This is a genomic window from Amycolatopsis sp. FDAARGOS 1241, assembly GCF_016889705.1.
Lineage (GTDB): Bacteria > Actinomycetota > Actinomycetes > Mycobacteriales > Pseudonocardiaceae > Amycolatopsis.
The window spans coordinates 8,768,054-8,789,650 of the sequence record NZ_CP069526.1; the positions used below are offsets into that span (position 1 = coordinate 8,768,054).

26 protein-coding genes and 1 pseudogene are annotated in these 21,597 nt (G+C 71.0%); 20 read left to right on the forward strand and 7 right to left on the reverse strand.

Annotation, left to right across the window (positions count from 1 at the left end; genetic code table 11):
* Nucleotides 1–32 precede the first annotated feature (32 nt).
* Both I6J71_RS42565 and I6J71_RS42570 read right to left on the reverse strand, forming a co-directional pair.
* On the reverse strand, nt 33–683 hold the full coding sequence (locus tag I6J71_RS42565) for an alpha/beta fold hydrolase (protein ID WP_204092016.1): 651 nt from the start codon (nt 681–683) through the stop codon (nt 33–35).
* 40 nt (nt 684–723) lie between these two features.
* A complete protein-coding gene (locus I6J71_RS42570) occupies nt 724–1,380 on the reverse strand; it encodes an HNH endonuclease family protein (protein WP_204092017.1) in 657 nt (218 codons plus the stop codon).
* Between the two features lie 171 nt (nt 1,381–1,551).
* Between I6J71_RS42570 and I6J71_RS42575 the strand changes: the two genes are divergently transcribed.
* From I6J71_RS42575 to hypB, 16 genes are all read left to right on the forward strand, one after another.
* Nucleotides 1,552–2,604 carry a tetratricopeptide repeat protein gene (locus I6J71_RS42575; RefSeq protein ID WP_204097525.1) on the forward strand — a complete coding sequence of 351 codons (1,053 nt, stop codon included), beginning with the start codon at nt 1,552–1,554 and terminating at the stop codon, nt 2,602–2,604.
* 181 nt (nt 2,605–2,785) lie between these two features.
* The gene (locus I6J71_RS42580) at nt 2,786–3,409 is read left to right on the forward strand and encodes an SIS domain-containing protein (RefSeq protein ID WP_204092018.1); all 624 of its coding nucleotides are present in this window, start codon (nt 2,786–2,788) and stop codon (nt 3,407–3,409) included.
* Nucleotides 3,410–3,438: 29 nt separating this feature from the next.
* Nucleotides 3,439–3,630, forward strand: a complete 192-nt coding sequence (locus I6J71_RS42585) for a HypC/HybG/HupF family hydrogenase formation chaperone (RefSeq protein ID WP_204097526.1) — start codon at nt 3,439–3,441, stop codon at nt 3,628–3,630.
* 10 nt (nt 3,631–3,640) lie between these two features.
* Complete coding sequence (locus tag I6J71_RS42590; RefSeq protein ID WP_204092019.1) at nt 3,641–4,327, forward strand: SIS domain-containing protein; 687 nt, start codon at nt 3,641–3,643, stop codon at nt 4,325–4,327.
* Complete coding sequence (locus tag I6J71_RS42595) at nt 4,324–5,373, forward strand: hydrogenase expression protein HypE (RefSeq protein ID WP_204092020.1); 1,050 nt, start codon at nt 4,324–4,326, stop codon at nt 5,371–5,373. The genes I6J71_RS42590 and I6J71_RS42595 overlap by 4 nt, the downstream gene beginning before the upstream one ends.
* A 14-nt stretch (nt 5,374–5,387) precedes the next feature.
* Nucleotides 5,388–7,178, forward strand: coding sequence for a nickel-dependent hydrogenase large subunit (locus I6J71_RS42600; RefSeq protein ID WP_204092021.1), 1,791 nt, complete (start codon nt 5,388–5,390; stop codon nt 7,176–7,178).
* Between the two features lie 3 nt (nt 7,179–7,181).
* Nucleotides 7,182–7,742, forward strand: a complete 561-nt coding sequence (locus tag I6J71_RS42605) for a NifU family protein (RefSeq protein ID WP_204092022.1) — start codon at nt 7,182–7,184, stop codon at nt 7,740–7,742.
* Nucleotides 7,739–8,362 (forward strand): DUF5947 family protein, encoded by a 624-nt coding sequence (locus tag I6J71_RS42610; protein WP_204092023.1) that lies wholly within the window; start codon nt 7,739–7,741, stop codon nt 8,360–8,362. The genes I6J71_RS42605 and I6J71_RS42610 overlap by 4 nt, the downstream gene beginning before the upstream one ends.
* Nucleotides 8,355–9,002, forward strand: a complete 648-nt coding sequence (locus tag I6J71_RS42615; protein ID WP_204092024.1) for a DUF6084 family protein — start codon at nt 8,355–8,357, stop codon at nt 9,000–9,002. The genes I6J71_RS42610 and I6J71_RS42615 overlap by 8 nt, the downstream gene beginning before the upstream one ends.
* The gene (locus I6J71_RS42620) at nt 8,999–10,309 is read left to right on the forward strand and encodes a hypothetical protein (RefSeq protein WP_204092025.1); all 1,311 of its coding nucleotides are present in this window, start codon (nt 8,999–9,001) and stop codon (nt 10,307–10,309) included. The genes I6J71_RS42615 and I6J71_RS42620 overlap by 4 nt, the downstream gene beginning before the upstream one ends.
* Complete coding sequence (locus tag I6J71_RS42625; protein WP_204092026.1) at nt 10,306–10,803, forward strand: hydrogenase maturation protease; 498 nt, start codon at nt 10,306–10,308, stop codon at nt 10,801–10,803. Before I6J71_RS42620 ends, I6J71_RS42625 begins: the two co-directional genes overlap by 4 nt.
* A 112-nt stretch (nt 10,804–10,915) precedes the next feature.
* Complete coding sequence (locus I6J71_RS42630; RefSeq protein ID WP_204092027.1) at nt 10,916–11,188, forward strand: HypC/HybG/HupF family hydrogenase formation chaperone; 273 nt, start codon at nt 10,916–10,918, stop codon at nt 11,186–11,188.
* 8 nt (nt 11,189–11,196) lie between these two features.
* On the forward strand, nt 11,197–12,324 hold the full coding sequence (gene hypD, locus I6J71_RS42635) for a hydrogenase formation protein HypD (protein ID WP_204092028.1): 1,128 nt from the start codon (nt 11,197–11,199) through the stop codon (nt 12,322–12,324).
* Nucleotides 12,321–13,397, forward strand: a complete 1,077-nt coding sequence (gene hypE / locus I6J71_RS42640) for a hydrogenase expression/formation protein HypE (protein ID WP_239154227.1) — start codon at nt 12,321–12,323, stop codon at nt 13,395–13,397. The genes hypD and hypE overlap by 4 nt, the downstream gene beginning before the upstream one ends.
* Nucleotides 13,397–13,726: a hydrogenase maturation nickel metallochaperone HypA gene (locus I6J71_RS42645; protein WP_204092029.1), complete on the forward strand. Its 330-nt coding sequence runs from the start codon at nt 13,397–13,399 to the stop codon at nt 13,724–13,726. The genes hypE and I6J71_RS42645 overlap by 1 nt, the downstream gene beginning before the upstream one ends.
* A 1-nt stretch (nt 13,727) precedes the next feature.
* Complete coding sequence (gene hypB / locus I6J71_RS42650) at nt 13,728–14,441, forward strand: hydrogenase nickel incorporation protein HypB (protein WP_204092030.1); 714 nt, start codon at nt 13,728–13,730, stop codon at nt 14,439–14,441.
* Here hypB and hypF read toward each other — a convergent pair.
* The 3 genes and pseudogenes from hypF to I6J71_RS51505 form a co-directional block, all read right to left on the reverse strand.
* The gene (gene hypF / locus I6J71_RS42655) at nt 14,371–16,617 is read right to left on the reverse strand and encodes a carbamoyltransferase HypF (RefSeq protein ID WP_204092031.1); all 2,247 of its coding nucleotides are present in this window, start codon (nt 16,615–16,617) and stop codon (nt 14,371–14,373) included. The two genes, hypB and hypF, sit on opposite strands and share 71 nt — an antisense overlap.
* Nucleotides 16,618–16,621: 4 nt before the next feature.
* A complete protein-coding gene (locus tag I6J71_RS51500; RefSeq protein WP_239155576.1) occupies nt 16,622–16,897 on the reverse strand; it encodes a helix-turn-helix transcriptional regulator in 276 nt (91 codons plus the stop codon).
* A 150-nt stretch (nt 16,898–17,047) separates the two neighbouring features.
* A pseudogene (locus tag I6J71_RS51505) lies at nt 17,048–17,553 on the reverse strand (hypothetical protein); the annotation flags it as partial.
* Between the two features lie 326 nt (nt 17,554–17,879).
* Here I6J71_RS51505 and I6J71_RS42670 point away from each other — a divergent pair.
* The 4 genes from I6J71_RS42670 (at nt 17,880) to I6J71_RS42685 (ending at nt 20,490) form a co-directional block, all read left to right on the forward strand.
* Nucleotides 17,880–18,617: a nitrilase-related carbon-nitrogen hydrolase gene (locus I6J71_RS42670; RefSeq protein WP_239155577.1), complete on the forward strand. Its 738-nt coding sequence runs from the start codon at nt 17,880–17,882 to the stop codon at nt 18,615–18,617.
* A gap of 213 nt (nt 18,618–18,830) precedes the next feature.
* Nucleotides 18,831–19,238: a tRNA (N6-threonylcarbamoyladenosine(37)-N6)-methyltransferase TrmO gene (tsaA, locus tag I6J71_RS42675; protein ID WP_204092034.1), complete on the forward strand. Its 408-nt coding sequence runs from the start codon at nt 18,831–18,833 to the stop codon at nt 19,236–19,238.
* Nucleotides 19,239–19,315: 77 nt separating this feature from the next.
* Nucleotides 19,316–19,852 carry a sigma-70 family RNA polymerase sigma factor gene (locus I6J71_RS42680; RefSeq protein ID WP_204092035.1) on the forward strand — a complete coding sequence of 179 codons (537 nt, stop codon included), beginning with the start codon at nt 19,316–19,318 and terminating at the stop codon, nt 19,850–19,852.
* Nucleotides 19,849–20,490, forward strand: a complete 642-nt coding sequence (locus I6J71_RS42685) for a hypothetical protein (protein ID WP_204092036.1) — start codon at nt 19,849–19,851, stop codon at nt 20,488–20,490. The genes I6J71_RS42680 and I6J71_RS42685 overlap by 4 nt, the downstream gene beginning before the upstream one ends.
* A gap of 114 nt (nt 20,491–20,604) precedes the next feature.
* On the opposite strand, the gene I6J71_RS42690 is transcribed toward I6J71_RS42685, so the two are convergent.
* On the reverse strand, nt 20,605–20,916 hold the full coding sequence (locus I6J71_RS42690; RefSeq protein WP_204092037.1) for a hypothetical protein: 312 nt from the start codon (nt 20,914–20,916) through the stop codon (nt 20,605–20,607).
* 119 nt (nt 20,917–21,035) lie between these two features.
* A complete protein-coding gene (locus tag I6J71_RS42695) occupies nt 21,036–21,239 on the reverse strand; it encodes a hypothetical protein (protein WP_204092038.1) in 204 nt (67 codons plus the stop codon).
* Between the last annotated feature and the right edge of the window lie 358 nt (nt 21,240–21,597).

Sequence of the window (21,597 nt, forward strand, 5' to 3'; positions counted from 1 at the left end):
ATAGGTCTGGACCATTCGGCCGCTACCCGGTGTCAAAGCGTGGCGAAATACCGGTCCAGCCGCTCGGCCAGCTCAGCCGGACGGCTCAACGCGATGCAGTGGGACCCGTCGATCTCGTCGGCTTCGGCGCCGAGCCGCTCGCGCGCGACGCGCCGCTGCAGCTCGGGACTGAAGAACTTGTCGTCGCGGCACAACAGCACGCGCGTGGGCACGTCGGGCAACGCCGGTTCCGGCCACGGCTCGTGGTACTCGGCGCTCGCCGGGTTCCGGCTTCGGCGCAGCGACTCCTCGGCGAGCTCAGGCGGCACGTCGCCGAGGTACTGCTCGGTGACCGACAGCCCTTCGCCGGGGTTCACGTACCCGACGTTGCCCCACCACTCCCCCGGCGCCTCGCCGGGCGCGGGCACCATGCCGGCGACGAACACGAGGAGCCGCGCGTCGAGCCGCTTCGCCGCGATCGGCGCGGTGAACCCACCGTAGGAATGGCCCACGACAACGACGTCCGCCGCAGCACCGACGGCTTTCACCGCGGTATCGGCAAAATCGGCGAACTTCGCCCGCGGATTCCCGATCGGCAGATCCGGCGCGACGGCTTCGTGGCCACGCGCGCGCAGCTGCTCGGCGACCAGGTGCCACTCCCAGCCGCTGCCACCACCGCCGTGGATCAACAGGAACATCGCCATGCCGGGAGCGTAACCGCGGGCACCGACAGTTCCGGCGAGTTCAGGCTCCGCAGCGCTTGAGCATGTCCTGCAGGGCCGTCTTCTCCCCGGTGGTGATCGTCAGCCCGTAGTAGTGCTTCACGGTGACCCAGTCCGTCGCGTACGTGCACCAGAACGACACCAGCGGCGGCTTCCACTCGTCGGGCGCCTTGTCGCCCTTCTGCTGATTCAGGTTGTCCGTGACGGCGAACAGCTGCGGGCGCGTGAGGTCGTTGGCGAACTGCTCGCGCTTGTCCTGCGGCCAGTCGCGCGCGCCGCTGGCCCACGCCTGCCCGAGCGGGACCATGTGGTCGATGTCGACGTCGCCGGGCTTGGTCCACGTTTCGGCGTCGTACACGCTGAACCACGTGCCCGACGTCGGGTTGCAGTCGGAGCCGGCCTTGACGTCCTTGCCGTCGCGCTTGAGGACGAGCTCGCGCGTGTTGCAGTTGTGCCCCTGGTTGTCCCAGTGCGGGAACTTGTCCCGGGAGTAGCCGGACATCGACGTCCGCGGCGCGATCTTCAGCTCCGCGAGCTGCTGCGCGACGTCGGCGGGCGCGGCGCCGGTGCCGGGCGGCTGCGCGCCGACCTGCCGGCCCGCGTACCAGATCCCGGCGACGGCCACCACGAGAACCACGGCGACCAGCAGGATCCGCTGGGTGAGCGACGTCCGGGGCATGCGTGCGCGATCCTCTCGACGGGAGTGGGAAGCCGGAGTATGCCCGGCGCGCGGCCCGTGCGGCCGCCGACACTCTCGGCGACGTGAGAAACCGTGTCCGGAACCACGTGTCACGTCTGCGGCGCGCCGAACGACTACTCCGGCAAGGGTGGGTGGAAGGGAGCGTGGCCGATGCCCGGGCGGCTACGGAAGTGGAACTCACGCGTCGACGACTACCTGCAGCGCAAGGCGGCCGAAGGCGGCAACGTCGTGGCGATGACCCGCGTCGCCGCCGCCCTGCGCGACCGCGGCGAGCTCGAAGAAGCCGAAGAGTGGTTCCGCCGCGCCGCGGCCGGCGGCGACCGCATCGCGATGACGGCCCTCGCCCACCTGCTGCACGACCGCGGCGAGGTCGACGAGGCCGAACGCTGGTTCCTCGAAGCGGCCCACGCGGGTGAGCCGCGCGGGATGCTGGGGCTGGGCCGGGCGTACGAACGCCGCGGCAGCCACGAGGACGCCGAATACTGGTTCCACGCGGCCGCGACGACCGGCGACACCGAAGCGATGGCCGCGCTCGGCCACCTGCTCGCCGAGTACGGCCGCTTCGACGAGGCCGAGGACTGGTGCCGCCGAGCGGCGAGCGTGGGCAACACCGCGGCGATGCTCGACGTCGGCGTCGTCATGCGCGAGCGCGGCCGCTACAACGAGGCCACCCGCTGGTGGCGGGAGGCGCTGTCGGACGGCGACCTTTCGGCGACGTGCCTGCTGGGCCTGCAGGCCGAACGCTTCGGCAGGCTCGACGACGCCGAATCGTGGTATCGCCAGGGCGCGACGGGCGGGAACGTCGAGGCGATCGTGCGGCTCGGCCTGCTGCTGCACCGCCGGGGCGACGTCGACGAGGCCGAAGCTTGGTACCTCGACGCGGCCGAGGCGGGCGACCCGGCGGCGATGACCAACCTCGGCGTGCTCGCGCGGGCCCGCGGCGACGACGGCGAAGCCGCCGCCTGGTACCGCAAGGCGGCCGAGCACGGGAGCGTGCCGGCGTTGACCAACCTGGGCCACCTGGCCGAGGCGCGCGATGAGCTCGCGACGGCGGAGAAGTACTTCCGCCGCGCGGCGGAAACCGGTGACGTGCAGGGCATGCTGAGCCTCGCCCGGATGCTGCGGGCGCGAGGCGCGGCCGAGGAAGCCGAGACGTGGCTGTCGCGCGCCGAGCAGTCCCAGAGCGAGCACGACCGGACGTGACCGGCCCGTTCCGCGACGAAATCCGCGGTGCGGGCCCGTGTCGACCGCGCTGCGCGAGCCGCGCCGCGGAAGCGGTTCCCTGGTGAATCCTGCGCCGCTCGAAGTATCTTGTGTGGCCCACCTCACAGTTCTACTGTGGACGTGACTGCTCCTCCCACCGAGCGCTCAGGGAAGTGCCGCGATGACCGGCTCTCCGACGACTCCCCCGGGGGCGGTGGCGGCGTTGTTCGAACGCCGCGTCGCACCTGCTGAGGACCTGGCCGGACAGGCCGGGGCGGTGGCCGACGCGTGTCACGGCATGGCGCGGCGGTTCCACCGGGGCGGGAAGCTCGTCGTGTTCGGCAACGGCGGTTCGGGCACCGACGCGCAGCACGTCGCGGTGGAGTTCGTGCACCCGGTGATCGTGGGGAAACGCGCGTTGCCGGCCATCTCGCTCACGGCCGACGTCGCGACGCTCACCGGCGTCGCGGGGCGCGAAGGGCTCGACGAGGTCTTCGCGTACCAGATCGAGTTCCTGGCCGAGCCGCAGGACATCGCGCTCGGCATCTCGTCGGACGGCGAGTGCCGCAACGTCCGGCGCGGCCTCGAAGCCGCCCGTGACCTGGGGATGCTCACCGTCGCGCTCACCGGCGGCACGGGTGGGACCGTCGCCGCGACCCCCGGGCTCGACCACGTGCTCGTCGCGCGCTCGGCCGATCCGCGCGTGGTGAAGGAGGTGCACGTGACGACTTACCACATTCTGTGGGAGCTGGTGCACGTGTTCTTCGAGCAGCCGGGGGTGCTGACCCCGGAGGTGACACCGTGAGAGAACCGGCCCCCGTCTGCCACGACGGGGTGTGCATCACCTGCTCCGACACGGCGGTCGAGGTGACCGTCGTCGAGCTCCTGGACCTCGGGTTCGCGGTCGTCGACACCGGCGAGGGCCGGGAAGAAGTGAGCGTGGCGCTGGTCGAGGCCGGCGTCGGCGATCGGATCCTCGTGCACGCCGGCGAAGCCATCGCACGCTTGGAGAACCACCCGGAGTAACCCGAGGGAGTTGAGCGCCGTGGCAGGGGATGGCTCGAGCGGCCTCGAAGAGCTCTACCCGTTCCTGTACGCGGGTTCGAGTGATCTCGACGCCGTCCTGACCCAGGTCCGTCAGTCCACTGTGGAGAAAGCTCGCGAGATCGTCGCGCTGCGCCGGCGGGTGGCCGAGGCCGACGGGGCGCGGCTCTACGCGTGCGCGAAGGACCTCGCGAAGGCGTTCGCCGGTGGCGGCCGCCTGCTGGCGTTCGGCAACGGCGGCAGCTCCACCGACTCGCAGGACCTCGCGAGCCTGTTCCTGTCGCCGGCGGGCGGCGCGCGGCCGCTGCCCGCGTTCGGCCTCACCAACGACATCGCCGTGGTCACCGCGCTGAGCAACGACATCGGGTTCGACGTGGTGTTCGCCCGGCAGGTCGCGGCGTTCGGCCGCCGCGGCGACGTCGCGGTGGGCCTGTCGACGAGCGGGAACTCGGCGAACCTGCTGGCCGCCTTCGACGAGGCCGCGCGCCGCGGCCTCGTCACCGTCGGCATCGCCGGGTACGACGGCGGCAAGATGGCCGAACTCGACAGCATCGACCACCTCTTCGTGGTGCCGTCGCCTTCGGTGCACCGCATCCAGGAAGCCCAGACGACCCTTTACCACGCACTGTGGGAACTCACCCTCGGTGCGCTCGACGAACTCGAGGGTGAACAGCCGTGACGCATGCCCAGCAAGAAGAGAAGCCCATCCACATCCTGTGGATCAACGCCGGACTCTCCTGCGACGGCGATTCGGTCGCGCTGACCGCCGCGACGCAGCCGAGCATCGAGGAGATCGTGCTCGGCGCGCTGCCGGGTCTGCCGAAGATCCAGGTGCACTGGCCGCTGATCGACTTCGAATGCGGTCCGGACAAGGGCGCCGACACGTTCATCGAGTGGTTCTACAAGGCCGATCGCGGTGAGCTGGAGCCGTTCGTGCTGGTCGTGGAGGGTTCGATCCCCAACGAGGCGATCAAGGCCGAGGGCTACTGGTGCGGCTTCGGCAACAACCCCGCGACCGGCCAGCCGATGACCACCAGCGAGTGGCTCGACCGCCTGGCCCCCAAGGCGCTGGCGGTCGTTGCGGCCGGCACCTGCGCGGCGTACGGCGGCATCCACGCCATGGAGGGCAACCCGACGGGCGCGATGGGCGTGCCCGACTACCTCGGCTGGGACTGGAAGTCGAGCGCGGGACTGCCGATCGTGTGCATCCCCGGCTGCCCGACGCACCCGGACAACTTCTCCGAGACGCTCACCTACCTGCTCTACCAGGCCGCGGGCCACGCGCCGATGATCCCGCTCGACGACCACTTGCGGCCGCAGTGGCTCTTCGGCGCGACCGTCCACGAAGGCTGCGACCGCGCGGGCTACTACGAGCAGGGCCAGTTCGCCGAGGCGTACGACTCGCCACAGTGCCTGGTGAAGATCGGCTGCTGGGGACCCGTCGTGAAGTGCAACGTGCCCAAGCGCGGCTGGCTCAACGGCGTCGGCGGCTGCCCGAACGTCGGCGGTATCTGCATCGGCTGCACCATGCCCGGCTTCCCCGACCGGTTCATGCCGTTCATGGACGAGCCGCCCGGCGCGCACGTCTCGTCGATGGCCAGCGAGGCCTACGGCACGGTGATCCGGCGGCTGCGCAAGATCACCGAACGCAAGGCGGACGCCGAACCCAAGTGGCGGCACAAGGGCGGGGTCCTCGAAACCGGCTACCGCTCGTCCTGGCGCTGAAAGGAGTTCCCGACATGACGCAGACGAAGCCGAAGCGCGGTGGCAAGGTCGAGACCGATCTGGTCGAAATGGCGTGGGACCCGATCACGCGCATCGTCGGCAGCCTCGGGATCTACACGAAGATCGACTGGGCGGCGAAGAAGGTCGTCGAATGCCACAGCACGTCTTCGGTGTTCCGCGGCTACAGCATCTTCATGAAGGGCAAGGACCCGCGCGACGCGCACTTCATCACCAGCCGCATCTGCGGGATCTGCGGCGACAACCACGCCACCTGCTCGGTCTACAACCAGAACATGGCCTACGGCGTGCGCCCGCCGCACCTCGGCGAGTGGATCATCAACCTCGGCGAGGCCGCCGAGTACATGTTCGACCACAACATCTTCCAGGAGAACCTGGTCGGCGTCGACTACTGCGAGAAGATGGTGGCCGAGACCAACCCGGGTGTGCTGGAGCAGGCCAACCGCACCGAGGCGCCGCACGCGCGCGACCACGGGTACCGGACCATCGGCGACATCATGCGCTCGCTCAACCCGCTCGAGGGCGAGTTCTACCGCGAAGCGCTGCAAGTCAGCCGCTCCACGCGCGAGATGTTCTGCCTCATGGAGGGCCGCCACGTCCATCCGTCCACTTTGTACCCCGGCGGGGTCGGGACGATCGCGACGGTGCAGCTGTTCACCGACTACCTCACCCGGCTGATGCGCTACGTCGAGTTCATGAAGCGCTGCCTGCCGATGCACGACGATCTGTTCGACTTCTTCTACGAAGCCATCCCCGGTTACGAAGAGGTCGGCCGCCGGCGGATCCTGCTCGGCTGCTGGGGCAGCCTGAACAACCCGGAGTTCTGCGACTTCACCTACGAGAACATGGAGTCGTGGGGCCGCAAGATGTTCGTGACACCGGGCGTGATCGTCGACGGCAAGCTCGTGACGACCAGCCTGCTCGACATCAACCTGGGCATCCGGATCCTGCTCGGCTCGTCCTTCTACGACGACTGGGAGGGCATGGAGAAGTTCGTGACGCACGACCCGCTGGGCAACCCCATCGACTCGCGCCACCCGTGGAACCAGCACACCATCCCGCGGCCGCAGAAGCGCGACTTCGACGACAAGTACTCGTGGACGATGTCGCCGCGCTGGTTCGACGGCACGAACCACCTCGCGCTCGACACCGGCGGCGGCCCGATCGCGCGCCTGTGGACCACCGCGCTGGCCGGGCTCGTGAACACCGACTACGTGAAGTCCACCGGGCACAGCGTGGTGATCAACCTGCCGCGCACGGCCACGAAACCCGAGGTCAGCTTCGAGTGGAAGATCCCCAAGTGGAGCAACGCGATCGAGCGCAACCGCGCCCGCACGTACTTCCAGGCCTACTCCGCCGGTCTCGCCGTGCACTTCTGCGAACAGGCGCTGGCCGAGGTCCGCGGCGGCAACACGAAGACGTGGGAGCCGTTCACGGTACCGGAGGAAGGCGTGTCGTGCGGGTTCACCGAGGCGGTGCGTGGGCTCCTTTCGCACCACATGGTGATCAAGGGCGGCAAGATCGCGAACTACCACCCGTACCCGCCGACGCCGTGGAACGGCAGCGTGCGCGACTCCTTCGGCACCCCGGGCCCGTACGAGGACGCGGTGCAGAACACGCCGATCTTCGAGGAGAACAGCCAGGAGAACTTCAAGGGCATCGACATCATGCGGGCTGTCCGCAGCTTCGACCCCTGCCTGCCATGCGGCGTGCACATGTACACCGGCGGGGGCAAGACGCTGGAGCGCATCCACACCCCGCACGCGTTCGGGACAGAGGTGCTGTGAGCCATGGCGGACCACGACCTCGGCCAGGTCAGCGAGCGGATCGAGCAGCTGCTCGGTGAGCTCGCGGCGGAGGCGGGCGGCCCGGTCGCGGACAAGGCCGAAGACCTCGTCCACACGCTGCTCGAGTTCTACGGCGCCGGCCTGGCCACGATCGTGTCCGCGCTGCACGAGGACGCCGCGGGCGAGGCGCTGCTGGCGCGCCTCGCCGGTGACGACCACGTGCGCGGGCTGCTCGTCCTGCACGACCTGCACCCGGTCCCGACGTTCGAGCGCGTGAGCGCGGCGCTCGACGAAGTGCGGCCCTACCTCGGCTCGCACGCCGGGGACGTCGAGATCGTGGAGATCGACGAGGCCGGGGTGCTGCGGTTGCAGCTGCGGGGGACGTGCGACGGCTGCCCGTCCTCGACCGTCACGGCGAAGCAGGCGATCGAACGTGTGGTGCGCGACGCGGCACCGGAGCTCACCGATGTGGTGGTGGCCGGCGTGGTGCCCGAGCCGACCGGGCCGGGTGGCCGGCCGCTGCTGCCGCTCGAAGCCATCGAGTGCCCCGCGGAGCAGGCATGACGGGTGGTGGTGGCCTTCGCCGGTTCCGGACGCCCGCCCACCGCCCGGCGCCCGGGGAGCGCTGTGAGCTGTGCGCCGAACCGATCGAGCCGGGCCACGGGCACGTGATCGACCTCGAGTCGCGCGCGATCATGTGCACCTGCCACGGCTGCTACCTGCTGTTCACCCACAGCGGTGCGGGCGGCAAGCGCCACCGCGCGGTGCCCACGCGGTACCTGCACGCCCCGCGTTTCCCGGCCGCCGCCACGCTCTGGGAGTCCTCGGGCATCCCGGTGCGGATGGTGTTCGTCTTCTACAACTCCACGCAGCACCGGGCCGTCGCGTTCTACCCGAGCCCAGCCGGCGCGACGGAGTCGCTGCTGCCGCTGAACACGTGGGGCGAGCTGCTGGCTTCCCAGCCCGGATTCGACTCCGTGGCCGCCGACGTCGAGGCGGTGCTGATCAACAAGCACGACGTCGGGTTCGAGGCGTTCGTGGTGCCCATCGACCGCTGCTACGAGCTCGTCGGCCTGGTCCGGCTGCACTGGCGCGGGTTCGACGGCGGCAGCGAGGTCCACCAGGCGATCGAAGCCTTCTTCGCGGACCTGCGCGAACGCAGTGAGGTCGTCGCCGATGGCTGAGCTGACCTTCGACTGCCTCGACGTGCGCCCGGTCAAGTACGCGGCGTCGCCCACGCTCGCGTTCGCGATGAAGATCACCGAGCTCACCGCCCAGCCGATCCACGCGCTCGTGCTGCGGGTGCAGCTGCGGATCGAACCGCAGCGGCGCCGCTACTCGACCGCGGAATCGGAGCTGCTCACGAGCCTGTTCGGCGACCGGTCCCGCTGGGGCGAGACGTTGCGGCCCTTCCAGTTCGCCACCGTGGCGGTGATGGTGCCGAGCTTCACGCGCACCACGGAGTTCGAGCTCGAAGTGCCCTGCACGTACGACCTGGAAGTGGCCGCGGGCAAGTACTTCCACGCGCTCACCAAGGACACCGACGGCGTGGTGCCGCTCGTGCTGCTGTTCTCCGGCACGGTCTTCGCCAAGGGCGGGCCGGGGTTCTGGGTGGAGCCGGTGCCGTGGCACACCGAGGCCGAGTGCCGGATGCCGATCACCGCGTGGGAGGAGCTGATGGACCGCTACTTCCCCAACGTCGCGTGGCTCAAGCTGCACCGCGAGACGATCGACGCGCTGCTGCGGTACAAGTCGCGGCACGCGATCCCGACGTGGGACGCCGCGGTGGAACACCTGTTGCTCAACTCCGGGGGTGCGCCGTGACGAGTGTGTTCGACCGGGCCCGGGCCGTCGGCGACGCCGTGCTGTACGAGGGGTACCTGCTGTACCCCTACCGCGCGTCCGCGCGGAAGAACCGCGTGCGCTGGCAGTGGGGCGTGCTGGTGCCGCCCTCGTTCGCGAACGAGGACCGCGGTGAGTACGCGTCGGCCCGCACGGAGTGCCTGCTGGAGCCGCGTTCGCGCACCGCCGTGCACTTCACGGTGCGATTCCTGCAGGCCCAGGAGCGGCTCGTGCACGACGGGCACGGGTTCGTCGACGCCGTCACCGTGGGCGGCCGGGACTACACGACGTGGGACGAGGCCGTGGAGCACGAGGTGACGTTCGTGGTGCCCGCGGCCGAACTGCTCGCGCAGCCGGTTCGGCTGCCGTTCTCCGTACCGGCGACGGAGAAGCGCGAGAGCGTCGGCGAGCACTGCACGCTGGTGCGCCGCTCGCGCAAGCTCGCCGGCGTGCTGACGGCGCGGCTCGACGCGCTCGACGGCCCGTTCGGCGGCGCCCGCCTGCGCGTGGACCTGGCCAACACGAGCCGGTGGTCCTCCGACGGAACCCGCGAATCGGCGCTGCGCCACGCGTTGCTGGCCGCGCACGTGATCCTCGCCGTGGACGCGGGTCACTTCCTGTCGATGCTCGACCCGCCGGAGTGGGCGAAACCCGCCGTGGCGACGTGCGTGAACGAGCGCGTGTGGCCGGTGCTGATCGGCGGCTCGACGCGCAGCGGCGTGGTGCTCGCGTCGCCGATCATCCTGTACGACGACCCGGCGATCGCGCCCGAAAGCCCCGGTGAGCTCTTCGACGGCACGGAGATCGACGAGATTCTCACCCTGCGCACGATGACGCTCACCGACGAGGAGAAACGCGAGGCCCGCGCCACCGATCCGCGCGCGGCGGCGCTCGTGGACCGCGTCGACGACGTGCCGCCGGAAGTGCTGGACCGGCTGCACGGCACCGTGCGGCACCTGCGGTCCGAGACCGGCTCCGACACCGACGACGCCGTGCCGTGGTGGGACCCGGGCGCCGACGCGTCCGTGTCCCCGGAGACCGATGGCGTGGTGGTGGCCGGTGTCCGCGTCGCCGCCGGTTCGCGCGTGCGGCTGCACCCGAACCTGCACGGCGCCGACGCGCAGGACATGTTCCTCACCGGTCGCGTCGCCACCGTGCGCGCGGTGCTGTCCGATGTGGACGGCACGACGCACGTGGCCGTGACCCTCGACGACGACCCGGGCGCCGACCTGCAGAACGCCCACGGCCGCTTCCGCTACTTCTCCCCCGACGAGGTGGAACCGACATGAGACCGAAAGTGCTGGTGGCGGGGATCGGCAACGTTTTCCTCGGCGACGACGGCTTCGGCGTCGAAGTCGTCAAGGCGCTCGAGGACGAGGTGCTGCCGGCGTGGGTGCAGATCGCCGACTACGGCGTCTCCGGCCTGCACCTGGCCTACGACCTGCTGGGCGGCTACGACACCACGATCCTGCTGGACGCGACGCCGCACGGGCGCGAGCCGGGCACGTTGTCGCTGATCGAGGCGGACACCGAGGACCTGTCGGCCGTGCCCGAGATCGATGCGCACGGCATGCGGCCCGAAGCGGTGTTCACCCTGTTGCGGATGCTCGGCGGCGACGCCGGACGGGTGCTGGTCGTGGGGTGCGAACCGCGGTCGGTCGAGCCGGGGATGGGGCTGTCGGCCGACGTCGCGGCCGCCGTACCCGCGGCGGTGCGCGCGGTGAAGGAACTGGCGTGGGGCACGGCCTCGCGCCTGCCGGACGACGAGAGGACGGAGGTCTGAGGATGTTCAAGAAGGTGCTGCTGCTGCTCGTGCTCGCCGGTGGGGTGGCGTGGGTCGCCCGGCAGGTGAAGCCGGACGTGCAGCGTTACGTCGACATGAGCCGGAAGTAGCCGTGTGCCTCGGCATCCCCGGTGAGGTCATCGAGATCAGCGAGGAGCGGCCGGACCTCGCGAAGGTCTCCGTGAGCGGGGTGAAGCGGACCATCAACATCGGTTTGCTCGCCGACGACCCGCCCGTGCCCGGTGAGTGGATCCTGATCCACGTCGGGTTCGCGCTGTCCAAAATAGACGAAGCGGAAGCCACCTCGGCGCTGGAGTTCCTGGAGAGCATCGGGAAGGCGTACGAGGACGAGATGGCCGCGCTGCTGGAGTCGCGCATCGAATAGGAGGCGCCATGCGGTTCGTCGACGAGTTCCGGGACGCGGAGAAGGCGCGGGCGCTGTCCGCGAAGATCACCGCGCTGTGCGAGCCCGGCCGCCACTACAAGATCATGGAGGTGTGCGGCGGCCACACGCACACGATCTACAAACACGGCCTCGAGGACTACCTGCCCGAGAACATCCAGCTCGTGCACGGGCCGGGCTGCCCGGTGTGCGTGATCCCGATGGGCCGCATCGACGACGCGATCAGCATCGCGCGCCGGCCCGGGGTGCTGATGACCTCGTTCGGCGACATGATGCGCGTGCCCGGCTCGGGCGGGAACTTCTTCGACTCGAACGCCGAGGGGACCAACATCCGGATGGTGTACTCGCCGCTCGACTCGCTGAAGATCGCGCGGCAGAACCCGGACCTGCAGGTGGTGTTCATGGCCATCGGGTTCGAGACGACCACACCGTCGACCGCGATGACGCTGCTGCGCGCCGCGGCGGAGCGCATCCCGAACTTCTCGGTGTTCGGCAACCACGTGACGATCGTGCCGGCGATCAAGGCCATTCTCGACTCGCCCGACCTGCGGCTCGACGGGTTCCTCGGCCCGGGTCACGTGTCGACGGTGATCGGCTGCCGGCCGTATGAGTTCATCGCACGCGACTACGGCAAACCCGTGGTGGTGGCGGGGTTCGAGCCGCTGGACATCCTGCAGTCGATCTACCTGCTGATGGTGCAGCTGGCCGAAGGCCGCGCCCAGGTGGAGAACCAGTACTCCCGCGTCGTGCCGTGGGACGGGAACCTGGTGGCGCTCAAGGTGATCAACGAGGTGATGGAGCTGCGGCCGTACTTCGAATGGCGCGGCCTTGGCTTCATCTCGCACTCGGCCATGCGCATCCGCGAGAAGTACGCGGCGTTCGACGCCGAGCGGATCTTCGAGGTGCCGGGTGTGCGGGTGGCCGACCCGAAGGCGTGCCAGTGCGGTGAGGTGCTCAAGGGTGTGCTGAAACCGTGGGAGTGCAAGGTGTTCGGCACGGCGTGCACGCCGGAGACGCCGATCGGCACGTGCATGGTGTCGCCCGAGGGCGCGTGCGCGGCGTACTACAACTTCGGCCGCTTCACCCGCAAGCGCGTGCGGGAGGCGAGCCACGCATGACCACGACCGACCGCGAGCAGCAGGTGCTCGACCGCATCGAACGCGCCCGGCGGCGGCGCGCGAAGGTGCGCGAGGAGCGCATCACCCTCTCCCACGGCTCCGGCGGCAAGGCGACGCACACGTTGATCGAGGCGGTGTTCCTCGACGCGTTCCGCAACCCGCTGCTGGAGCCGATGGAAGACTCGGCCGCGTTGACGATCGGCGGAGCGCAGCTGGCGCTGACCACGGACTCGTTCGTGGTGTCACCGCTGTTCTTCCCCGGCGGGGACATCGGTGACCTGGCCGTGAACGGCACGGTGAACGACCTCGCGGTGTCCGGCGCGCGGCCGCTGTACCTCACGGCCGGGTTCATCCTCGAGGAGGGGTTTCCGGTTGCGGACCTGCTGAAGATCGTCGAGTCGATGAAGGACGCGGCGCTCGCCGCGGGCGTGCAGATCGTCACCGGGGACACGAAGGTGGTGCAGCGCGGCAAGGCCGACGGCCTGTACGTGAACACGGCCGGCGTCGGCGTCGCCCTGAAGTCCGGGCTGGGCGTGGCCGGGGTTCGGCCGGGCGACGCGGTACTGGTGTCCGGGCCGATCGGCGACCACGGCGTCACGATCATGCTGGCGCGCGGTGAGCTGGACATCGACGCCGACCTCGAATCGGACACCGCACCGGTGCACGAGCTGGTGGCGGGCCTGCTCGCCGCGGTGCCGGGCGTGCGCGCGATGCGCGATGCGACCCGCGGCGGGGTGGCGACGATCCTCAACGAGGTCGCCAAGGCGGCTGAGGTGGCGGTGGTCGTCGACGAGAACGCGGTGCCCGTGCGCGACGAGGTGCGCGGCGCGTCGGAGCTGCTCGGCATCGACCCGCTGTACGTGGCGAGCGAGGGCCGGATCGTGGCGTTCGTCGACGGCGCGCAGGCCGGCGACGCGCTGGCGGCGCTGCGTTCGCACCCGCTCGGTGCGGACGCCGCCGTGATCGGCCGCGTCGCCGACGACCCGCCGGGCCTGGTGCTGCTGAACACCGCGTTCGGCGGCACGCGGATCGTCGACATGCTGGTGGGCGACCCGCTGCCGAGGATCTGCTAGTGCACGAGATGTCGATCACGCAGAGCGTCGTCGACGCGATCGTCGCGAAGCTGGGCACGCAGCCCGTGCGCAGCGTGCGGCTGGAGATCGGGCGGCTGTCCGGGGTCGTGCCGGACAGCGTCCGCTTCTGCTTCGACGTGCTGTGCACCGGCACGTCGTTGCAGGGTGCGGCCTTGGAGATCGACGAACCGGCCGGCCGCGCCGCCTGCCGGGACTGCGGCGAGGAGTTCGGGCTCGACGACCCGATCCTGCTCTGCCCGTGCGGCAGCGCGAACGTCGAGGTACTGGCGGGGCGGCAGCTGCGCATCAAGTCCGTGGAGGTGGTGTGAGGTGTGTGCGACGTGCGGTTGCTCGGGTGAGGTCCACGCCCACCCCGGCGAGGAAACCCATTCCCACACGGTCGTGCTGGAGCAGGACGTGCTGGCCAAGAACGACCACCTGGCCGGGCACAACCGCGACCGGTTGCGGGCCCTGGACGTGTTCGCGGTCAACCTGATGAGCTCGCCGGGGGCGGGCAAGACGACGTTGCTGGAGCAGACCGTGCGCGCGCTGGGCGACGCGGTGCCGTTCGCGGTCGTCGAAGGTGATCAGGAAACGCTGCTCGACGCCGACCGGATCAAGGCGACGGGCGCGCCGGTCGTGCAGATCAACACCGGGGCCGGCTGCCACCTGGACGCGACGATGCTCGCGCGGGCCCTCGACACCCTCGCGCCGGCGCGGGGTTCGGTGCTGTTCGTGGAGAACGTCGGGAACCTGGTGTGCCCGGCGCTGTTCGACCTCGGCGAGGCCGCGCGGGTGGTGATCATGTCCGTGACCGAGGGGCCGGGCAAGCCGCTGAAGTACCCGCACATGTTCGCGTCGACGGACTTGGTGCTGCTGAACAAGATCGACCTGCTGCCCTACGTGTCGTTCTCCGTCGCGGACTTCGTCGAGGACCTGCGCCGCGTGAACCCGGACGCGCGGACCCTGGAGGTCAGCGCGACCCGGGGTGACGGTCTCCCGGAGTGGTACGGCTGGCTGCGACGGCGACCTGTCCGAGGCTGATGCCACCGTCGTTCGTCGGCACGCGGGAGTGGGTGAGGACGCGGAAGCCGGTGCGTGCCAGGGTTTCCGCGGTGCGGTCGAGGAGCAGCAGGTTCTGGAAGACTCCGCCGGACAGGGCGACGGTCGTGAGGCCGGTGGTGTCGCGCAGCCGGGCGCAGGTGCTCGTGATGGCGTCGGCGAGGCCGTTGTGGAAGCGGGCGGCGACGATCGGGCGTGGGGTGTTCCTGCCGAGGTCCTCGACGACCGCGCGGATGAGGTCCACGCCGGCCACGACGGTGTCCACGGCACACGGGTAGGCGGTGGTCTCGGTGGGATCGGCGAGCTGTTCCAGCTCGACGGCCGCTTGGCCTTCGTAGTTGATGGTGTCCCGCACGTCCAGGATCGCGGCGACGGCGTCGAACAGGCGGCCGGCACTGGACGTGACCGGCGACGACACCCCGCTGCGGGCCAGCTGCACGACTGGGTCCCACTGGTCCTCGTGGCGGGCGCGCACCGCGGTCGCGGATACGCCCGCCGCGTCGAGGTAGGCCGCGGCCATGCGCCAGGGCTGCCGGATGGCCGTGGTCCCGCCCGGCAGCCGCACGGGTGCGAGGTGGGCCAGGCGCCGGAACCCGGCGAGGTCGGCGAGGAGGAACTCGCCGCCCCACAGCGTGCCGTCGGGGCCGTAGCCGGTGCCGTCGAAGGCGACGCCGAGGACTGGGCCGGGTTCGCCGTTGTCGGCGAGGCAGGCGGCGATGTGGGCGTGGTGGTGCTGTACGCCCACGAGCTCGACGTCCGGCAGGTCCAGCGCGTACTTCGTGGACAGGTACTCGGGGTGCAGGTCGTGGGCGACGACCGCCGGCGTCACGTCGAACAGACCGCGCAGGTGCGTGATGCCGTCGGTGTAGGCGCGGAACGTCTCGTAGTTGTCGAGGTCGCCGATGTGGTGGGAGAGGAACGCGTGGGTGTCCTTGGCGAGGCAGAACGTGTTCTTCAGCTCCGCGCCGCAGCCGAGGACGTGCTCGCGCAGTCGCCGGCGCAGCGGCACCGGCTCCGGTACGTAGCCCCGTGACCGGCGTTGCAGCTGCACCCGGTCGCGCCACACCCGCACCACGGAGTCGTCGGTGCGGGTGTGGATGGCCCGGTCGTGTGTGAGGACGGCGTCGGCGATGCCGGAAAGGCGGCCGAGGTCTCCGTCGCGGTAGACGATGGGCTCGTCGGACACGTTGGCGCTGGTCAGGACGACCGGCCGGCCGAGGTCGCCGAGCAGCAGGTGGTGCAGCGGCGTGTACGGGAGCATCAGCCCCACGCGGCGGTTGCCGGGGGCCACCGACCGCGCGAGCGGACCATTCGCGACGCGCGGGAGTAGCACGATCGGGCGCCGACGGCTGATGAGCGCCGCCGCGGCGACGGCGTCGACCTGCGCGATCTCGCGCGCCACGGCGAGGTCTGGGACCATGACCGCGAACGGCTTGTCCTCGCGGTGCTTGCGGCCGCGCAGCCGGGCCACGGCCGGCTCGTCCGCCGCGAGGACCGCGAGGTGGAAACCGCCGAGTCCCTTCACGGCGACGACCCCGCCGCTCGCCAGAGCGTCTACAGTGGACTCGATGGGGTCACCGCCGCCCGAGAACACCAGCTGCGGGCCGCAGGCGGGGCAGCACACGGGCTGCGCGTGGAACCGCCGGTCGCCGGGATCTTCGTACTCCTGCTTGCACTCCGCGCACAGCGTGAAGCCGGCCATCGTCGTCAGCGGGCGGTCGTAGGGCACGCCGCGCACGATCGTGAAGCGCGGCCCGCAATTCGTGCAGTTGACGAACGGATAGCGGTAGCGCCGGTCGCCCGGATCCCGCAACTCGGCGAGGCAGTCCGCGCAGGTCGCGCTGTCGGCCGACACCAGCGTCGCGGCCGTACCGCCGGCCGGGCTGGCGACGATCGTGAACCCCCGGACGCCGGTCGTGGGCAGCTCGCTCACGCGCACCTCGTCGACCACGGCCAGCGGCGGCGCCTCGGCCCGCAGGGCCGTCACGAACGCGGCGACGGCCGCCGAAGCGCCCTCGACCTCGATGAACACGCCCCGGCTGTCGTTGCCGACGAACCCCGCCAGCCCGAGCCGCGCCGCGAGCCCGTGGACGAAGGGCCGGAACCCCACGCCCTGCACCACACCGTCGACCCGAACCGCGAAGCGCACCGGCGCCATCGGCTCAGTCTGCGCCGCCCTGACCAGGAGCGGAAGCCTCGATCCGCCACTCGCGCGGCGACAGCCCGTACGCGGACTTGAACGAGCGGCTGTAGTGGGCGGCGTCCGCGAACCCCCAGCGGTGCGCGATGGCGGCGACGGTCGCCGTGGTCCGGCCGAGGTCGCGGCGGGACTCCTCGAGCCGCCGTTGCTGGATCCACCGGGCGACGGACACGCCGTCGGCGGAGAAGAGCTTGTGCAGGTAGCGCACGGAGATCCGGTGAGCGGACGCGATCGTCACCGGCGTGAGGTCGGGCTCGGCGAGGTGATCGGTGATGAACGCGCTGATCCGCAGCAGCAGCGTCGGTTCCGGTGGTTGGGCGCCGTCGAGGACGAGGGACTCCAGCAGGTTCAGCGCGGAGGCGGACAGGCGATCGGCGGCTGCCCCCTCGGCGGCTGTGAGGCGCGCGAGGAACGGCGACGCGAGCGCGGGGACACCGGAGTCCGGGCACAGCGTGGTCGCGGTGACGCGGTGGAGGTCGGCGTCGGCGATCCCGAGTAACCGGCGCGGCACCATGAAGACCTTCATCTCGAACTCGGCGGGGAACCACAGCTCGTACGGGCGCGCGGCGTCGTAGAACGCCAGGTCACCGGGGCGCAGCACGGCGCGGCGCCCGTCCTGGGTCACCACGCCGGGGCCGAACGCCTGGAGCCCGAGCAGACGAACTCGTCGCCCGCTTCGGCCACGAGCCGCGGCGTCCGGCACACCCGTTGCGCGGCGGCGTGGACGGTGGACACCTGCAGCCGGCCGAGCCGGTCGTTCGCGACGGTGCCGGAGAAGGCGCCGGCGTCGGGTGTCGCGACGTTCAGGGGCACGAAGGAGCGGCACACCACGTCGTGCCAGAAGGCCACGCGATCGGCCTCCGGCTGCGTGTCGGTTGTCAGCACCACGCTCATCGCCCCACCACCTGAGCGGTGAGTATGCGCCGACGCGGCGGCGCGGCACCAGCCGCGCGCTCTGCGTCAACCCCCGGTGCACTGTGCGGCAAGCCACTGACCCGGGCCGCGCCTACCTTCGGCCGAACGGACCAACCGAGCAGAAGGACAGCTCGTGATCACCTACCCGGGCTCATTCAGGGCAGCGGCCGTGCAGGCGGAGCCGGTGTGGCTCGACGCCGACGCGACCATCGACAAGTCGATCGCGCTCATGGCGGAGGCCGCCCGGGGGCGGCGCCGGTCTGATCGCGTTCCCGGAGACGTTCATCCCCGGCTACCCGTGGTGGCTGTGGCTCGACTCGCCCGCCTGGGGCATGCGGTTCGTGGGCCGCTACCACGAGAACTCCATCGCACTGGACAGCCCGCGGTTCCAGCGGCTGCTCGACGGCGCGCGGCAGCACGGGATCACCGTGGTCATGGGCTTTTCGGAGCAGTCCGGCGGCAGCCTGTACATGGCCCAGGCGACGATCTCCGCCGAGGGCGAGCTGGTCGGCGCGCGCCGCAAGCTCAAGCCGACGCACGTGGAGCGCACCGTGTACGGCGAGGGCGACGGCTCGGACCTCGTCGTGCACGACGTCGCGGGCGTGGGCCGCGTCGGGGCGCTGTGCTGCTGGGAGCACCTGCAGCCGCTGTCGAAGTACGCGATGTACAGCATGGACGAGCAGGTGCACGTCGCTTCGTGGCCGAGCTTCTCCGTCTACAAGGGAGCGGCGTACGCGCTCGGGCCGGAGGTGAACACGTCGGCTTCGCGGATGTCCGCGGTGGAAGGCCAGTGCTTCGTGATCGCCCCGTGCGCGATCGTCGGGGACGCCGGGCTGGAGTTGTTCTGCGACACGCCGGTGAAGGACAGCCGCTGCAGCGCGGGGGCGGGTTCGCGCGCATCTTCGGCCCGGACGGCAGCCCGCCCACCGAACCGCCGGCCGAGGACGCGGAAGGTTTGCTGTACGCGGACATCGACCTGTCGGCGATCCCGTTGGCGAAGGCCGCCGCTGACCCCGTGGGCCACTACTCGCGACCGGACGTGACGCGGTTGCTGCTGAACCGCAGCTCCCGCTGGCCGGTGGAGGAATCGCGGCCGGCACCGGAGCAGGTCGAGGAAATCCCGGAGCCCGCTGCGGTCTGAGGTTCCGCAACCGGTTTTCCAGGGTTGTCCACAGCGGGGACAAGTTGTGGACAACCCTGGTCCAGTTTCCCTGCGCGGACCGGGTTCGTCGGCGGGGGGCGGTAGCTTCCAGGTCATGGCCGATTTCCAGCTCCGCCCGATCGCCCGCGTCCAGTCGACCCTGGACTCCCTTGATTCCGCGCCCAAACAAGGTGAGGAAGGCGCTCCCTCGGCGTGGCTCGTGTTCGAGCCCGAAGTCGCGGAGGGTCTGGCCGATCTCCGGACCGGTCAGCAGGTGCTGCTGTTCACCTGGCTGCACCTCGCCGACCGCTCCGTGCTGTCCGTGCGCCCGCGCAGCGATCCTTCGCGGCCGCCGGCCGGGGTGTTCAGCACGCGCTCGCCCGCGCGGCCCAACCCGATCGGGCTGCACCGCGTTGAGGTGCTCGAGATCGACGGGCTGCGCGTGCGTGTCGGGCCGCTCGAGGCGGTCGACGGTACGCCGGTGATCGACGTGAAGCCCGCCCGCTCGCCGGGCGACGGGTAGAAAAATTCGCGCGATCGGTGAACCGCCCCCACGTCCAGGCCCGTTTTCAGGGCATCAGGACGAGAGGGTGGTGGAACATGGCCGGGATGAGAGCCCGCCGGCAGGTGGCCGACGAGGCGCTCGTGCGGACGTTGTTCGAGGAGCACGGCAAGGCGATGCTCGCCTACGCCACCCGGCTGCTCGGCGACCGCGCGGCGGCGGAGGACGTGGTGCAGGAGGCGCTGGTCCGCGCGTGGCGCAACCCCGAAAGCCTGAACAACGGCAAGGGGTCCGTGCGGGGCTGGCTGCTCACGGTGGTGCGCAACCTGGTCATCGACCGCGTTCGCGCCCGGAGCTCGCGGCCGACGGAGGTGGCGGAGTCGCCGACGACCGGGCCGGTTTCCCCGGACCACGCGGGGCACGTCGTGGACTCGGTCGTGGTGCACTCGGCGCTCGAGGGCCTGTCGCCCGAGCACCGCGAGGTGCTGGAGCAGGTGTACCTGCTGGGCCACACCGTTCCGGAAGCCGCGCGCCGGCTGGGGATCCCGGCGGGCACGGTGAAGTCGCGTACGCACTACGGCCTGCGCGCCCTGCGCGAAGCGTTCGGCGGCCGGCAGCCGGTGGGTGCGGCGTGACCCACCTGCCTCTCGACACGCAACACGTGATGACCTGCGAGCACTGCCGGAAGGAGGTGGAGACAGTGCGCGAGATGCAGGAGTTCCTCGAGGCGATCCCGCCCGAGCTGCTCCTCGACGGCCCGCCGGACGACGCGGACCTGCTGCTGCAGCGCACGTTGCGGCAGGTGCGTGCCGAGGCGTCGGGCGCGCGCGGGCGCGGCAGAGCGCTGGCCGCCACGGCTGCCGTGGCCGTGGCGGCCGCCGCGCTCGGGGTGGGCCTGCTCGTGGGCCACCCGAGTTCTTCGCCCGCCTTGATCCCGGCGGCCGCTCCCGACCCCGACCTGGCGCCCGCCGCGCACCGGCCTTCGCTGCTGCTCACGGGCTCGTCCGGCGACCTGCGGCTCTCGGCGTCCGTCACCCCGGCCGACGGCTGGGCCCGCGTGGAGGCCCACGTCTCGGGCCTCCCGGACGGTACCCCGTGCCGCCTGGTCATCCTCGGCAAAGACGGCACCCGCCAACCCACGGGCGGCTGGCAGTTCCACGCCACGAGCGCCCCGGCCGACTGGTACGGCTCCGCGTCCTTCCCGGCCTCCGCCATCGCCGCGGTCGCCATCGAAGACACCTCGGGCCATGAATACGTCCGGACGGGGGTGTGACCGATCGGGTGCAGCCGGGTCGCCACGACGGTTCGGCCGCCTCCGCGGCCGAGCCGGCTGGGGCGCGAGCACCCCGCCGGACCGCGCTGACAGCGACGCCTCGGCCGGCGAGAATCATCGACGTCGGTGATTCTGCGGACTTCGCGCGCGATTGCTCGACTCCCGCGCTACGCCACCCACCCGGACAAACTCGACGACCCGGAGCTCGCCCCCTTCGGCCAGGATGCTGCGGCCATCCCGCCCCAGGCCCTCGACCTCGTCGGCGGCCTGCGGGGCCCTGATGCCGCTCCTGACCACCGACGACCCCACAGCCGCGTGGGCGACGTTCACCGAGCGCACGTCCACCACCGCGTGCACCCAGGACTTACTCGACCCCGGCGAGGTGACGCCGCGCCAGATCGCCGGCCATGCCGTGGTCAGGGGCATCACACCGCACGTCGCCGGCCTCGTCGCGCGGCCAGCGGTCGCGCCTGTGCCTGTGCGCCGACGCCGGTGCGGCAGAGGACTTCGCCGGCCACCGCCCGCGCCGCCCGGTGCCGGCTGGCTCAGCCGACGAGATTGGGGGCGTCGTTGGTGCAACTCGGGTGCGGGACGTTGAGGAAATTGTCGATGTTCGCGGCCGGGTACGACTCGGCGTACTCCCGGTAGTCCGCGGGAAGCGGGATGCCGAGGCGGGTTTCGACCTCGGCCCAGTCGATGTGCTGCGCGCTGGGCTGGGTCCCTCGAAAGACCTTTGGGTAGTCGGGCACCGCGCCACCTTTCTCGTCGCGAGGCGAGCTCGTCAGCGACCTCTGCCACGCCCCATTTCGGACGGCACGCGCCCCCTCCGCCGGTGCAGCGGTGGCAGCACACTCGCCGGCTGCGAGCTCGTGGCTACGTCGGCTGCGCAAACCACGCCGGGCTTGCCGGCGTGGTCGAACGCGGCCGGGTAGTCCTCCAGCGGGTACGTCACCTCGACCTCGGCGCCGAGTTCGCCCCCGCGCGACGCGGTTCGGCAAGGCCGTCGCCGTCGACGCGAGAGCCACGTCGCCCCACGCGGACGTCGCCGGCCACCGCCCGCGCCGCCCGGCGCCGGCTGACTCAGCCGATATCTCGTTACTTCTGTCG

Bases quoted from the DNA above. Each gene is read 5' to 3' on its own strand.
- tsaA (WP_204092034.1), top strand. From the start codon at position 18,831: ATGGCCGATTTCCAGCTCCGCCCGATCGCCCGCGTCCAGTCGACCCTG.
- I6J71_RS42680 (WP_204092035.1), top strand. From the start codon at position 19,316: ATGGCCGGGATGAGAGCCCGCCGGCAGGTGGCCGACGAGGCGCTCGTG.
- I6J71_RS42575 (WP_204097525.1), top strand. From the start codon at position 1,552: ATGCCCGGGCGGCTACGGAAGTGGAACTCACGCGTCGACGACTACCTG.
- I6J71_RS42565 (WP_204092016.1), bottom strand. From the start codon at position 683: ATGGCGATGTTCCTGTTGATCCACGGCGGTGGTGGCAGCGGCTGGGAG.
- I6J71_RS42605 (WP_204092022.1), top strand. From the start codon at position 7,182: ATGGCGGACCACGACCTCGGCCAGGTCAGCGAGCGGATCGAGCAGCTG.
- I6J71_RS42610 (WP_204092023.1), top strand. From the start codon at position 7,739: ATGACGGGTGGTGGTGGCCTTCGCCGGTTCCGGACGCCCGCCCACCGC.
- I6J71_RS42625 (WP_204092026.1), top strand. From the start codon at position 10,306: ATGAGACCGAAAGTGCTGGTGGCGGGGATCGGCAACGTTTTCCTCGGC.
- I6J71_RS42570 (WP_204092017.1), bottom strand. From the start codon at position 1,380: ATGCCCCGGACGTCGCTCACCCAGCGGATCCTGCTGGTCGCCGTGGTT.
- I6J71_RS42690 (WP_204092037.1), bottom strand. From the start codon at position 20,916: ATGCCCCTGACCACGGCATGGCCGGCGATCTGGCGCGGCGTCACCTCG.
- I6J71_RS42615 (WP_204092024.1), top strand. From the start codon at position 8,355: ATGGCTGAGCTGACCTTCGACTGCCTCGACGTGCGCCCGGTCAAGTAC.
- hypE (WP_239154227.1), top strand. From the start codon at position 12,321: ATGACCACGACCGACCGCGAGCAGCAGGTGCTCGACCGCATCGAACGC.
- hypD (WP_204092028.1), top strand. From the start codon at position 11,197: ATGCGGTTCGTCGACGAGTTCCGGGACGCGGAGAAGGCGCGGGCGCTG.
- hypF (WP_204092031.1), bottom strand. From the start codon at position 16,617: ATGGCGCCGGTGCGCTTCGCGGTTCGGGTCGACGGTGTGGTGCAGGGC.
- I6J71_RS42600 (WP_204092021.1), top strand. From the start codon at position 5,388: ATGACGCAGACGAAGCCGAAGCGCGGTGGCAAGGTCGAGACCGATCTG.
- I6J71_RS42580 (WP_204092018.1), top strand. From the start codon at position 2,786: ATGACCGGCTCTCCGACGACTCCCCCGGGGGCGGTGGCGGCGTTGTTC.